This window comes from Pseudomonas sp. 2995-3 (assembly GCF_002742565.1).
GTDB classification, from domain to species: domain Bacteria; phylum Pseudomonadota; class Gammaproteobacteria; order Pseudomonadales; family Pseudomonadaceae; genus Aquipseudomonas; species Aquipseudomonas edaphica.
The window spans coordinates 425772-438909 of sequence record NZ_LJSB01000315.1 but is presented as its reverse complement, the minus strand read 5'-3'; the positions used below and the strand labels follow the sequence as shown (position 1 = coordinate 438909).

Annotated in this window: 11 protein-coding genes; 8 read left to right on the top strand and 3 right to left on the bottom strand. The window is 60.2% G+C overall.

Annotated features, from left to right (window positions below; translation table 11 throughout):
- The first annotated feature begins 109 nt into the window (after window positions 1-109).
- From AOA62_RS29180 to rarD, 5 genes are all read left to right on the top strand, one after another.
- Window positions 110-847: a ComF family protein gene (locus AOA62_RS29180; protein WP_099550403.1), complete on the top strand. Its 738-nt coding sequence runs from the start codon at window positions 110-112 to the stop codon at window positions 845-847.
- 57 nt (window positions 848-904) lie between these two features.
- A complete protein-coding gene (locus AOA62_RS29175) occupies window positions 905-1669 on the top strand; it encodes a TOBE domain-containing protein (RefSeq protein WP_017138022.1) in 765 nt (254 codons plus the stop codon).
- Between the two features lie 79 nt (window positions 1670-1748).
- The gene (locus AOA62_RS29170; RefSeq protein ID WP_017138021.1) at window positions 1749-3647 is read left to right on the top strand and encodes a PhoX family phosphatase; all 1899 of its coding nucleotides are present in this window, start codon (window positions 1749-1751) and stop codon (window positions 3645-3647) included.
- Between the two features lie 167 nt (window positions 3648-3814).
- Window positions 3815-4789, top strand: a complete 975-nt coding sequence (locus AOA62_RS29165) for a serine/threonine protein kinase (RefSeq protein ID WP_017138020.1) — start codon at window positions 3815-3817, stop codon at window positions 4787-4789.
- 178 nt (window positions 4790-4967) lie between these two features.
- Window positions 4968-5852 (top strand): EamA family transporter RarD, encoded by an 885-nt coding sequence (rarD, locus tag AOA62_RS29160; RefSeq protein ID WP_017138019.1) that lies wholly within the window; start codon window positions 4968-4970, stop codon window positions 5850-5852.
- A 223-nt stretch (window positions 5853-6075) separates the two neighbouring features.
- Here the strand turns inward: rarD and AOA62_RS29155 are convergent, their stop codons facing one another.
- Complete coding sequence (locus AOA62_RS29155) at window positions 6076-6588, bottom strand: glycine cleavage system protein R (protein ID WP_017138018.1); 513 nt, start codon at window positions 6586-6588, stop codon at window positions 6076-6078.
- Between the two features lie 379 nt (window positions 6589-6967).
- On the opposite strand from AOA62_RS29155, the gene AOA62_RS29150 reads away from it, so the two are divergent.
- On the top strand, window positions 6968-9145 hold the full coding sequence (locus AOA62_RS29150; protein WP_099550402.1) for a malate synthase G: 2178 nt from the start codon (window positions 6968-6970) through the stop codon (window positions 9143-9145).
- Window positions 9146-9217: 72 nt separating this feature from the next.
- On the opposite strand, the gene AOA62_RS29145 is transcribed toward AOA62_RS29150, so the two are convergent.
- Both AOA62_RS29145 and AOA62_RS29140 read right to left on the bottom strand, forming a co-directional pair.
- Window positions 9218-9604: a hypothetical protein gene (locus AOA62_RS29145; protein ID WP_099550401.1), complete on the bottom strand. Its 387-nt coding sequence runs from the start codon at window positions 9602-9604 to the stop codon at window positions 9218-9220.
- A 130-nt stretch (window positions 9605-9734) separates the two neighbouring features.
- Complete coding sequence (locus AOA62_RS29140) at window positions 9735-10181, bottom strand: response regulator (RefSeq protein ID WP_017138015.1); 447 nt, start codon at window positions 10179-10181, stop codon at window positions 9735-9737.
- Window positions 10182-10427: 246 nt separating this feature from the next.
- Here AOA62_RS29140 and AOA62_RS29135 point away from each other — a divergent pair, with 246 nt between their 5' ends.
- Together AOA62_RS29135 and AOA62_RS29130 are read left to right on the top strand one after the other, a co-directional pair.
- Window positions 10428-12350 carry a putative nucleotidyltransferase substrate binding domain-containing protein gene (locus tag AOA62_RS29135; RefSeq protein WP_099550400.1) on the top strand — a complete coding sequence of 641 codons (1923 nt, stop codon included), beginning with the start codon at window positions 10428-10430 and terminating at the stop codon, window positions 12348-12350.
- Window positions 12347-13054, top strand: coding sequence for a PolC-type DNA polymerase III (locus AOA62_RS29130; RefSeq protein WP_099550399.1), 708 nt, complete (start codon window positions 12347-12349; stop codon window positions 13052-13054). Before AOA62_RS29135 ends, AOA62_RS29130 begins: the two co-directional genes overlap by 4 nt.
- Window positions 13055-13138 lie beyond the last annotated feature (84 nt).

The window sequence follows — 13138 nt, the reverse complement described above, 5'->3', positions numbered from 1 at the left end:
ATTCCTTGATTATGCTTGGGCTTACGCTGTGGGAAGGGCAATACCGGCAATACCCGCAATACCCACAGTCAGTCACGACACGGATGCTCGGCATATTTAAGGAAGATTCATGCACTGTCAACTCAGATACAAACATCAGGTTTACATTTGGTTAGAAAACAACCAGACCTGTTTAATTTGCGATGAAGCAACAAACTCCAACCACACTGTGTGCAACGCCTGCGAAACCGAGCTGCCCTGGCTGCTGGAGCATTGCGAGGTGTGTGCCCTGCCCCTGCCGATGGAGGGTTTGATTTGCGGCCCCTGTCAAAAAAAGCCGCCTGCCTATAAACAGGTGGTCGCACCCTGGACCTACGGTTTCCCCGTCGACACCCTTATCAGCCGCTTCAAACACCAGTCGCGCTGGCCACTGGGTCATCTGCTCGCACACTTGCTGGGCCAGTATCTGCAACACCGTTTCGACAACACCGCACTCACCCGCCCCGACTGCCTGCTGCCGGTGCCCATGGCGCGCAAGCGTCTGCGTGAGCGCGGCTTCAACCAATCGTTGATGTTGGCCCGCTGGCTCAGCGAAGACCTCGACCTCTCGCACGATGAGCACCTGTTGTTACGCCCCCATGAAACCGTCGCGCAACAAGCCCTCGACGCCAAGACCCGCCAACGCAACCTGCTCACCGCGTTTGCGCTGGCACCCGGCGCCCAGGTGCAGGGCCGCCACTTTGCGCTGGTGGACGACGTACTCACCACCGGCGCCACCGCCCACAGCCTGGCCCGCCTATTGATGGACGCCGGCGCTCGTCAGGTCGATGTGTACTGTCTGGCCCGCACGCCAAAACCAGGCTCATGACTTGACTCGCGTGCGCCGCGCCTGCAACGTCCGCTGACCTTATCGAAGCGTATCCACATGTCTCTGCCGACCTCCCTCAGCCAACACATCATCCGCCGCCCCCAGCGCATCGCCCTGTTGGCGCATATTGCCGAGCAGGGTTCGATCACCCGCGCGGCCAAGAGCGCTGGCCTGAGTTACAAGGCCGCGTGGGATGCGATCGACGAGTTGAACAACCTTGCGCAAAAGCCGCTGGTGGAGCGCAGCGTCGGCGGCAAAGGCGGCGGCGGCGCCAAGCTGACGGCCGAAGGTGAGCGCGTGCTGCGCCTGTACCAACGCCTGCAAGTGTTGCAGGCAGAGGTGCTGGGTTCGGATGAGGACGCGAGCGACTTCAACCTGCTCGGTCGCCTGATGTTGCGCACCAGCGCGCGCAACCAACTGCACGGCCAGGTCAGCGCCATCGAACACCAGGGCCGCAATGACTTGATTCGCCTGCAACTCTCGGGCGGCTTGAGCCTGAGTGCGCAGATCACTCACGACAGCACGCAGCGGCTGGAGCTGGAAACCGGCGTTGAAGTGGTCGCCTTGATCAAGGCCGGATGGCTGGAATTGCTCGCCATCGGGCAGGCTGCAACACCTGGACACAATTGCGTGAGCGGTGTGATCGAGACGATTCTCGACGCCGATGACGGCCCCAGCGAAGTGCGCATCACCCTGCCCAACGGCCAGGTTTTATGCGCCCTGGCGCAGCCCGCCGCGCTCCAGGTACTGGGTGTCGTCGAAGGCGGCCAAGTCCAGGTGCAATTCTCACCCAACAATGTGCTGCTCGGCACACCGGTTTAGGCGCCCGCCATCTTTAAGCTGCAACAAATTCGTCACGAGCGCTCCTTAAGGTGTCTGCAAAAACCGCAGGGAGCCTGAAATGAGCCTATTAGAAGAAAACCAAGCCACCGACCTTGAACAGATGGTCGGCCTCACCCGCCGCCGTTTTATCGGCGCCGGCGCCCTGTGCGGTGCCGCGATGTTCCTGGGTGGCAACCTGCTCACCCGCAGCGCAATGGCCGTGAACGCTGCCACCGCCAGCCCCTTGCTGGGCTTTGCCAGCATCGCTGCGGCCACCAGCGACGCCATCACCTTGCCGCCGGGTTACTCCGCCTCGGTACTGATCAGTTGGGGCCAGCCGCTGCACAAGAACGCGCCAGCCTTCGACCCGTCCGGCAATGGTACTGCCAAGGCCCAGGAACAGCAGTTCGGTGACAACAACGACGGCATGAGCCTGTTCGCCTTCCCCGGTGACAACAACCGTGCGCTGATGGCCATCAACAACGAATACACCAACTACCGCTACCTCTACGCCCATGGCGGCGCGCCGCAATCGGCTGAAGACGTGCGCAAGGCCCAGGCCAGCGAAGGTGTGTCGGTGATAGAGGTACGGCGCAAGGGCGACACCTGGCAGTTCGTGCAGGACTCGCGCTACAACCGCCGCATCCACGGTAACTCGCCGATCCGCCTGGGTGGCCCCGCTGCCGGCCATGCCTGGCTGAAAACCAGCGCCGACAAAACCGGCAAAAAAGCCCTCGGCACCTTCCAGAACTGCGCCAACGGCAAGACGCCATGGGGCACTTACCTGACCTGCGAAGAGAACTTCACCGACTGCTTTGGCAGCAGCAACCCGCAACAAAGCTTCGACGCCGGGCAAAAACGCTACGGCGTGGTGGCCGCCAGCCGCGAGATCAATTGGCACCTGCACGACCCGCGCTTCGACATGGCCAAGAACCCCAACGAACTCAATCGCCACGGCTGGGTGGTGGAAATCGACCCGTTCGACCCGCAATCCACACCGGTCAAGCGCACTGCCCTGGGCCGCTTCAAACACGAAAACGCCGCACTGGCAGAAACCCGTGATGGCCGCGCCGTGGTGTACATGGGCGACGACGAGCGTGGCGAGTTCATCTACAAGTTCGTCAGCCGCGATCCGATCAACCACCACAACCCCAAAGCCAACAAGAACCTGCTCGACCACGGCACCCTGTACGTGGCGATTTTCGATGCCGGCGACGGCAATGCCGACCACCCCAAGGGCAAAGGCGAATGGGTCGAGTTGACCCACGGCAAAAACGGCATCGACGCCAGCTCGGGGTTTGCCAGCCAGGCCGAAGTGCTGATCCACGCGCGCCTGGCCGCCAGTGTGGTGAAAGCCACACGCATGGACCGCCCGGAATGGATCGTGGTCAGCCCCACCGACGGCCAGGTGTATTGCACGCTCACCAACAACGCCAAGCGCGGTGAAGACGGCCAGCCGGTGGGCGGGCCGAATCCGCGTGAGAAAAACGTGTATGGCCAGATCCTGCGCTGGAAAGCCGACGCGGATAACCACGGCGCCAACACCTTCACCTGGGATTTGTTTGTGGTGGCCGGCAACCCAGGTGTGCATGCCGGCACGCCAAAAGGCGGCTCGTCCAACATCAACCCGCAAAACATGTTCAACAGCCCCGACGGCCTGGGGTTCGACAAGGCAGGGCGCCTGTGGATCCTCACCGACGGCGACTACAGCAACAAGGGCGACTTCGCCGGCATGGGCAATAACCAGATGCTGTGCGCCGACCCCAACACCGGGGAAATCCGCCGCTTCATGGTCGGGCCGGTGGCGTGCGAGGTCACGGGTATCAGCTTTTCGCCGGACCAGAAGACCCTGTTTGTGGGGATTCAGCATCCGGGGGAAACCGGGGGTTCGACCTGGCCGGAGCATCTGCCAAACGGCAAGCCGCGCTCGTCGGTGATGGCGATTCGGCGGGATGATGGTGGGATAGTCGGCGCCTGACAGGGCCTCATCGCAGGCAAGCCAGCTCCCACCTTTGAGCGCATTCCACGCTCAAGTGTGGGAGCTGGCTTGCCTGCGATGGCAATGGCACAGTCGCCACCTATCTCAGCGTTGGTGCGTTACCATACCCGGCCGGACGCGGCGCCCTGCTGCGCGCAGGAGTTCGCATGGCCCATCCGTTTGAAACACTCACCCCCGATTTAGTACTCGACGCCGTCGAAAGCATCGGCTTTCTCAGCGACGCGCGCGTGTTGGCGCTTAACAGCTACGAAAACCGCGTGTATCAGGTGGGCATCGAAGACTCCGAGCCGCTGATCGCCAAGTTCTACCGCCCGCAGCGCTGGACCAACGAAGCGATCCTTGAAGAACACCGCTTCACCTTCGAACTGGCCGAGTGCGAAGTACCGGTGGTTGCGCCGATGATCCACAACGGCGAAAGCCTGTTCGAACACGCGGGCTTTCGCTTCACCCTGTTCCCACGCCGTGGCGGCCGGGCGCCGGAGCCGGGCAACCTGGATCAGCTGTATCGCCTCGGGCAATTGCTTGGCCGTTTGCACGCGGTGGGTTCCACCCGCCCGTTCGAGCACCGCGAAGCCCTGGGTGTGAAGAACTTCGGTCACGATTCCCTCAACACCTTGCTTGAAGGCAATTTCATTCCCAAAAGCCTGCTGCCCGCTTACGAGTCTGTCGCGCGCGACCTGCTCAAGCGCGTGGAAGAGGTGTACAAGGCCACACCACACAAGAACATCCGCATGCACGGCGACTGCCACCCCGGCAACATGATGTGCCGCGACGAGATGTTCCACATCGTCGACCTGGACGACTGCCGCATGGGCCCGGCCGTGCAGGACCTGTGGATGATGCTCGCGGGCGACCGTCAGGAATGCCTGGGCCAGCTGTCGGAATTGATGGACGGCTACCAGGAGTTCCACGACTTCGACCCACGCGAACTGGCCTTGATCGAACCCCTGCGCGCCTTGCGCCTGATGCACTACAGCGCCTGGCTGGCCCGGCGCTGGGATGACCCGGCATTCCCCCACAGCTTTCCGTGGTTTGGCAGCGAGCGGTATTGGGGCGACCAGGTGTTGGCGTTGCGTGAGCAACTGTCGGCGCTCAATGAAGAGCCCCTCAAACTCTTCTAAAGAGCAGTACACCACCGGTGTGGGAGCTGGCTTGCCTGCGATTCAGACAACTCGGTGTATCAGTGGTACTAAGGTGATTTCATCGCAGGCAAGCCAGCTCCCACAGAAAAGCCCCTGCCTTGCCTGACAAAAATCCTTACAATCTCGCTTTGTAAGCTGCCTGAGCAAGGATTCTGCAATGCACGCCGCCAACCCCCGCAAGGGGTACATCCTGGGCCTGAGTGCCTATGTCATCTGGGGTCTTTTCCCACTTTATTTCAAAGCCATCGCCAGTGTTCCCGCCGCCGAAATCATCGTGCACCGCGTCTTGTGGTCGGCGCTGTTCGGCGGTTTGCTGTTGATGGTGTGGAAGCACCCCGGCTGGTTCCGTGAACTGCGCGACAACCCCAAGCGCCTGGCGATTCTGGCACTCAGCGGTTCGTTGATTGCGGCCAACTGGCTGACCTATGTGTGGTCGGTGAACAGCGGGCGCATGCTGGAAGCGAGCCTGGGTTACTACATCAACCCGTTGGTGAATGTACTGCTGGGCATGCTGATCCTGGGCGAGCGCCTGCGCCGCCTGCAATGGATCGCCGTCGGGCTGGCGGCGGTGGGTGTGGCGCAGCAAGTGTGGCAAGTCGGCAGTCTGCCGTGGGTGTCGCTGGTGCTGGCACTGACCTTCGGCTTTTACGGTTTGATCCGCAAACAGGCGCCGGTCAAGGCGCTGCCAGGGCTGGTGGTGGAAACCTGGATGCTGGTGCCGATCGCCGTCGCCTGGTTGTTGTTCAACCCGTCGGCCCATAGTGCGCAGCTTGAATTTTGGAGCACCTCCGAAGCCTGGTGGCTGGTGGCCGCAGGCCCGGTTACGCTGATTCCGCTGGTGTGTTTTAACGCGGCCGCACGGCATTTGCCCTACACCGCACTGGGCTTTTTGCAATACGTGGCGCCGACGCTGGTGCTGTTGGAAGCGGTGCTACTGTTCGGTGAGCACCTGGCGACCAGCACGCTGATTGCTTTCGCATTTATCTGGGCGGGCCTGGTGGTCTACAGCCTGGATGCCTGGCTGACGGTGCGCAAACGCTGATCAAATAACGTACAAAATCCTGCAAGCCACAGTGCACGTGGCTTGCAGGCATTCACCCCAAGGTTATCCACACCCTGATCCCCGCCATTTGTGCACAAGCCATTGAAACTGCTCGTTTTTTGCTCAATCGACGAAGAAGCCCGGCCGGCATGGCCTGGCGCCGGGTCTCTACAGGTTATCCACAGGCCCATGCAAGATTTCCATGCATAACCTTGTGGACCGATTATTCCTCGTGGTGCAGTTCCACCATCAAATCATCGGCCAAGGTTTCCAGGGACAGCTGCAAGGTATCCAGGGACAACGCGGCCGGCACCTGCAACAACGCTTCGGCGCTAAACAAGGGATCACCGCTCATGGGCGCCGGACGCACATCCGTGCTCAGGCTCGCCAGGTTCACGCCTTGTTTGCTCAATAGCGCCGTGATTTCGCGCACGATGCCTGCGCGGTCATTGCCCACCAACGTCATCATGATCGATTTGGACGCCGAGGCCTGCCCGCTGCTGCCCTCGCCCACCAGCACACGAATGCCGTGGGTGGATAAGTCCTCCAGCGCGCCGACCAGGGCTTGACGCTGTTCCGTCGGCACGCTGACCCGCAAAATCCCGGCAAACTGCCCGGCCATGTGCGCCATGCGGCTTTCCAGCCAGTTACCGCCGTGGGCGGCAATGTTCTGCGCAATGCGTTCAACCAGGCCGGGTTTGTCGGCGGCGATAATAGTGAGTACAAGATGGTCCATGGCGAAGCCCTCGGTGGGTTGATCATCGATTATAGGCACACACCCTGTGGGAGCGGGCTTGCCCGCGATGGGGGGCGTGTCAGTTACACATCCGTGGGCGATGTATTGCTATCGCGGGCAAGCCCGCTCCCACACAAAGCCAATTCCTACAGAAGTGGTCAAAAACAAATCGTGTACCATTTTTATATTTATCTGGAACAATCCAATAGTTTTTTGAGAACATCCGATTCTCCGCTGTGACCGTACGACCAAAATGAGTCGCTAAACGACGTATTTAGTCTAATTTTCACAACCGCAAGTCATCATGTAGTATGCCCAACCGTGCACTACATAATGAAAATCTGAAACAGCGCATAAGCTCCGCAGAGTGAGGCAAGCAATGACTGAACACGTTCAAGTCGGTGGCCTGCAGGTCGCCAAAGTCCTGTTCGACTTCGTGAACAACGAAGCCATTCCCGGCACCGGCATCACTGCCGACCAGTTCTGGGCCGGCGCCGACAAGGTCATCCACGACCTGGCACCGAAGAACAAAGCCCTACTCGCCAAACGCGATGATTTCCAGGCGCGGATCGACACCTGGCACCAGACCCACGCAGGCAAAGCCCACGACCCAGTGGCCTACAAAGCCTTCCTGCAAGATATCGGCTACCTGCTGCCAGAAGCTGCAGATTTCCAGGCCTCGACCCAAAATGTCGATGACGAAATTGCCCGCATGGCCGGCCCGCAGCTGGTGGTGCCGGTCATGAATGCCCGCTTCGCCCTCAACGCCTCCAATGCACGCTGGGGCTCGCTGTACGACGCGCTGTATGGCACCGATGCCATCAGCGAAGCCGACGGCGCCGAGAAGGGCAAGGGTTACAACAAAGTGCGTGGCGACAAGGTAATTGCTTTCGCCCGTGCTTTCCTCGACGAAGCCGCGCCGCTCACCGCCGGCAGCCACGTCGACTCCACCGGTTACAAGATGGTGGATGGCAAGCTCATCGTCAGCCTCAAGGGCGGCAGCAACAGTGGCCTGCGCGACGACGCACAACTGATCGGTTTCCAGGGCCCTGCGGCCGAGCCGATTGCGATCCTGCTCAAACACAACGGCCTGCACTTCGAAATCCAGATCGACGCCAGCACCCCGGTCGGCCAGACCGATGCCGCCGGCGTCAAAGACGTGCTGATGGAAGCCGCGCTGACCACCATCATGGACTGCGAAGACTCCGTCGCCGCCGTCGATGCCGATGACAAAGTGGTGATCTACCGCAACTGGCTCGGCCTGATGAAAGGCGACCTGGCCGAAGAAGTGGCCAAGGGCGGCAAGACCTTCACCCGTACCATGAACGCCGACCGCGTCTACACCGGCGTCGATGGCCAGGACGTGACCCTGCACGGCCGTTCGCTGCTGTTTGTGCGTAACGTTGGCCACTTGATGACCATCGACGCGATCCTGGATAAAGACGGCAACGAAGTACCGGAAGGTATTCTCGACGGTCTGCTCACCAGCCTGGCGGCGATCCACAGCCTCAACGGCAACAGCAGCCGCAAGAACAGCCGCACCGGTTCTGTGTACATCGTTAAACCGAAGATGCACGGCCCCGAAGAAGCAGCGTTTACCAATGAGCTGTTCGGCCGCATCGAAGACGTGTTGAACCTGCCGCGTAATACGCTGAAAGTCGGGATCATGGACGAGGAGCGCCGCACTACGGTCAACCTCAAGGCCTGCATCAAGGCGGCCAGCGAGCGCGTGGTGTTTATCAACACCGGCTTCCTCGACCGCACCGGCGATGAAATCCACACCTCCATGGAAGCTGGCGCGATGGTGCGCAAGGCCGCCATGAAGGCGGAAAAATGGATCGGTGCCTACGAAAACTGGAACGTCGATATCGGCTTGAGCACCGGCCTGCAAGGTCGTGCGCAAATCGGTAAAGGCATGTGGGCCATGCCTGATCTGATGGCGGCGATGCTTGAGCAGAAAATCGCCCACCCATTGGCCGGTGCCAACACCGCCTGGGTGCCATCGCCGACGGCGGCTGCGCTGCATGCGCTGCATTACCACAAGGTTGATGTGTTCGCCCGCCAGGCCGAACTGGCCAAGCGCGAGCGCGCCTCGGTGGACGATATCCTGACCATTCCTCTGGCCAGCAACACCGATTGGTCCGAAGAAGAAATCCGCAACGAACTGGACAACAATGCCCAGGGCATCCTCGGCTATGTGGTCCGTTGGATCGACCAAGGCGTCGGCTGCTCGAAAGTGCCGGACATCAACGATGTAGGCCTGATGGAAGACCGCGCCACCCTGCGCATTTCCAGCCAGCACATCGCCAACTGGCTGCGCCACGGCATCGTCAACGAAGCCCAAGTGATGGAAAGCCTCAAGCGCATGGCGCCGGTGGTGGACCGTCAGAATGCCGGTGACGCGTTGTATCGCCCGCTGGCACCGGATTTCGACAGCAACATCGCGTTCCAGGCGGCGGTGGAGTTGGTGATTGAAGGGACTAAGCAGCCGAATGGGTATACGGAGCCGGTGTTGCATCGTCGGCGTCGGGAATATAAGGCGAAAAACGGTATTTAATTAGAAAACGACTCCCTGATCTGCGGATCAGGGAGTTCAAGCCCACACATAACACTCATCTATCCGATTTCATCATGGGGTGTACTGGATATCAGCCTTCCCATCAAACACGTATTTCTTACCTACTTCTTTTTCATAAACAGCAGTAATGGTAAGTGCTTGGTGATCGCCGCCATCCGTAACAATCACTGTGACTGTCCCGGCCAAACCGCGGGCGTCTCCGTCGCCGTAGAACTGTAACCCCCATGAATTATCTGCTGCGTAGTCAAACTTATAGGTTTCACCGTCTTTAACGTCATGAGGATAAACAATTTGCAAGACTGGTTTGCCTTTATTGTCAAAAGCAACGAAATTGTTTGCAGCCCCTTCAACCTTATCAAAATTAAACTCAAGGTGCGGTTTGTCTTTATAGGTAACTTTTAGAATTGCCGAACCTTTGAACGAACTTTCAGTCGCCATTTCCATCACCCCGTCTAATGAGTATTTAAAGTAACGATCTCTACGCGTCACTTCATCCAGTAGACAAGAGCCTATTCAACTTTCCAACTGTCAACATTGACAGGTAAAGAGTAAAGCTGACCAGCGGTAGCTACTGCGCCATCCCCAATTCCCGCTTGACCATCTTCGCCAACTTCACGCTATCGATCGGTTTGAGCAAAAAATCCACCACGCTCAAATGCATCGCATCAATCACATCCGGCGCTTCCGCGTCCCCCGACATGATGATGATCGGCAACGCCGCACGGGTTGACTCGCGCACTTTGCGAATCAATTGCAGGCCGTTGCTCGGCGCCATGCGCAAATCGGTGATCAGCAAACCGATGGAACTGCTGGAGCTCAACAAATCCCACGCTGTCTCGCCACTGTCGGCGGTCATGCAGCGAATGCCGTCCAGACCCAGGATCTCCGCAAGCAATTCACGAGCGTCCTTGTCGTCGTCGACAATCAACACCCGCTGTGGCGGCAAATCGGGTTCCAGCATTACGGCGCTCAGCGCCTCGCGCTCGGCATCACTCAAAATATCGTGGTCGGACATACGTTTCTCAGCAGTTCTATTCAATCTCCCAGCACACTCGTCAGACATCTGCGGAAGGGCGAACAATGTGCACTTCGTCGGAAAGTTTGCCTAGTGGGCGTTCTACGGGGTTTGGACGATAGTCATGTAAGGTTTTTCCCTAGTCGTGAATGGTTTTGCCCAGACCTAGACTTACGTCCAATGGGCACCCGCCGCGCGGGAGTCGACCATGCAGGACGATAACGACAAAAAACTGCGGTCACTGTTATGAGTAAAGCTGATGCTTTCACGCACGCGGGAAAAACCGCCGTGTTGCAGAACATCCACGGCACCCTGCAATTCCTGCAACGCTTCCCACCGTTCAACCAGATGGAAAACGCCCACCTGGCGTTCTTGGTCGAACAGTGCCAGCTGCGTTTCTACGGCCCCGGCGACAGCATTCTCAAACCGTCCGGCGGGCCGGTGGAGCACTTCTATATCGTCAAGCAGGGCCGCGTAGTCGGCGAGCGGCCGGACTCGACGCAAGCCACCTTCGAGATCACCACCGGCGAGTGCTTCCCTCTTGCCGCGTTGCTGGGTGAGCGTGCGACACGCACCGAGCACAAAGCCGCCGAAGACACCTTCTGCCTGCAACTGAACAAGCCGGCGTTTATCAAGCTGTTCGCCCTTTCCAGCCCGTTTCGCGATTTTGCCCTGCGCGGAGTCAGCAGCCTGTTGGATCAGGTCAACCAGCAGGTGCAGCAAAAGGCCGTGGAAACCCTCGGCACCCAGTATTCGCTGAACACCCGCCTGGGTGAATTGGCCATGCGCCACCCGGTCACCTGCAGCCCGACCACGCCGCTGCGCGAAGCGGTGACGCTGATGCATGAGCAGCAAGTGGGCAGCATCGTGATCGTCGACGAGCACAAGGCGCCGCTGGGGATTTTCACCTTGCGCGACCTGCGCCAGGTGGTCGCCGACGGCACCGGCGATTTCAATCAAGCCATCGCCGGCCATATGACCCAGGCGCCGTTCTTTTTAAGCCCGGACCACAGCGCTTTCGATGCCGCCATCGCCATGACCGAGCGACACATCGCCCATGTGTGCCTGGTAAAAGACCAGCGCCTGTGTGGCGTGGTGTCCGAGCGCGACCTGTTTTCCCTGCAACGGGTCGACCTGGTGCACTTGGCCCGCACCATTCGAAACGCACCCCGGGTGGAAAACCTGGTGGCGATTCGCGGTGAAATCGGCCAACTGGTCGAACGCATGCTGGCCCATGGTGCCTCCTCGACTCAGATCACCCACATTATTACCCTGCTCAACGACCACACCGTGTGCCGGGTGATCGAACTGACCCTGGCCGACAAAGGCGACCCTGGCGTGCGCTTCAGCTGGCTGTGTTTCGGCAGCGAAGGGCGCCGCGAACAAACCCTGTTTACCGACCAGGACAACGGCATCCTGTTTGAAGCCAAGGACGCCGCCGAAGCCGCCGAGATCCGCGGCCGCCTGCTGCCCCTGGCGCAGCAGATCAACCAAAGCCTGGCGTTGTGCGGCTTCAGCCTGTGCAAGGGCAATATCATGGCCGGCAACCCCGAGCTGTGCCTGTCACGGGCCGAATGGGCGCGACGCTTCGGTGCATTTATTCGCGAGGCCACGCCGGAGAACCTGCTCGGGTCGAGCATCTATTTCGATATGCGCGTGGTGTGGGGTGACGAGCGCGGTTGCGAGCAACTGCGCCAGGGCATTCTGGATCAGGTGGCCGATAACCGCTTATTCCAACGCATGCTGGCCGAGAACGCCTTGCGCCAGCGCCCGCCGGTCGGGCGTTTCCGCGACTTTGTGCTGACGCGCAAAGGCGCCGAAAAGGCCACGCTCGACCTCAAGGTGCAGGGCCTTACGCCCTTTGTAGATGGCGCGCGCCTGTTGGCCCTGGCCAACGGTATCCACGCCAACAATACCTTGGAGCGCCTGCGCCAACTGGTGGTCAAGGAGGTCATTGAGCCGCTGAATGGCGCTGCCTATGAGGAGGCCTATCACTTTATCCAGCAAACCCGCATGCAGCAGCATCAGCTGCAAACCCGCGAGAACCTGCCGTATTCCAACCGCGTCGACCCCGACAGCCTCAACCACCTGGACCGGCGCATCCTGCGTGAATCCCTGCGCCAGGCCCAACGCCTGCAAAGCAGCCTGACGCTGCGGTATCAGCTGTGAGCCTGTTCAGTTGGCTGCGCAAGAACAAGCCCGGGCTCGACGCGGCTCAGCAGCAGCGACTGGCACAATTGCCCAAGCCCGCATTGCTGGGCGACGGGTCGTTACGCAGCCAACGTTGGGTGGTGGTCGACCTGGAAACCAGCGGCCTGAACCTCAACCGCGACCAAGTGCTGTCCATCGGCGCGGTGGTGATCGAGGATGGCGCGGTGGATTTTTCACAGATGTTCGAACGCACCCTGCAACAGCCCAACACCAAGCTCAGCCCCAGCGTGCTGATCCATGGCCTCGGCCCCAGTGCAATTGCCGCCGGCAGCGACCCGGCGCAAGCCTTGCTGGATTTTATGGCCTTTGTCGGCGACAGCCCGTTGCTGGCGTTCCATGCGCCGTTCGACCAACACATGCTGTGCCGGGCGCTTAAGAGCAGCCTGGGCTATCGGCTGGCCCATCCGTTCCTTGATGTAGCCGACATCGCCCCGCTGTTGTGCCCCGACGCGAATATTCGCGAGGCCGGGCTCGACGACTGGATCAACCACTTCAAGCTGCACGTGGGCGAACGCCACCACGCCAGCGCCGATGCGCTGGCCACGGCAGAGCTGATGCTCATCCTGTTCAGCCGTGCGCGCCAACAGGGAATCGACAGCCCACAGGTGCTGCAAGAGCGCTTGAGCCAATGGACACGTCGCAAACAAGCGCCCTCTTTCTAGGGGACGCTGAGCGTCCCAGGAGGCATTACCACGCAGAGCGTGGGAACGATCGCCCGACAGACGCCAATTGCGCCCACTCCCTGC

Bases quoted from the DNA above. Each gene is read 5' to 3' on its own strand.
- AOA62_RS29155 (WP_017138018.1), bottom strand. From the start codon at position 6,588: ATGGACCATCTTGTACTCACTATTATCGCCGCCGACAAACCCGGCCTG.
- AOA62_RS29140 (WP_017138015.1), bottom strand. From the start codon at position 10,181: ATGTCCGACCACGATATTTTGAGTGATGCCGAGCGCGAGGCGCTGAGC.
- AOA62_RS29165 (WP_017138020.1), top strand. From the start codon at position 3,815: ATGGCCCATCCGTTTGAAACACTCACCCCCGATTTAGTACTCGACGCC.
- AOA62_RS29150 (WP_099550402.1), top strand. From the start codon at position 6,968: ATGACTGAACACGTTCAAGTCGGTGGCCTGCAGGTCGCCAAAGTCCTG.
- AOA62_RS29145 (WP_099550401.1), bottom strand. From the start codon at position 9,604: ATGGCGACTGAAAGTTCGTTCAAAGGTTCGGCAATTCTAAAAGTTACC.
- rarD (WP_017138019.1), top strand. From the start codon at position 4,968: ATGCACGCCGCCAACCCCCGCAAGGGGTACATCCTGGGCCTGAGTGCC.
- AOA62_RS29135 (WP_099550400.1), top strand. From the start codon at position 10,428: ATGAGTAAAGCTGATGCTTTCACGCACGCGGGAAAAACCGCCGTGTTG.
- AOA62_RS29180 (WP_099550403.1), top strand. From the start codon at position 110: ATGCACTGTCAACTCAGATACAAACATCAGGTTTACATTTGGTTAGAA.
- AOA62_RS29170 (WP_017138021.1), top strand. From the start codon at position 1,749: ATGAGCCTATTAGAAGAAAACCAAGCCACCGACCTTGAACAGATGGTC.
- AOA62_RS29175 (WP_017138022.1), top strand. From the start codon at position 905: ATGTCTCTGCCGACCTCCCTCAGCCAACACATCATCCGCCGCCCCCAG.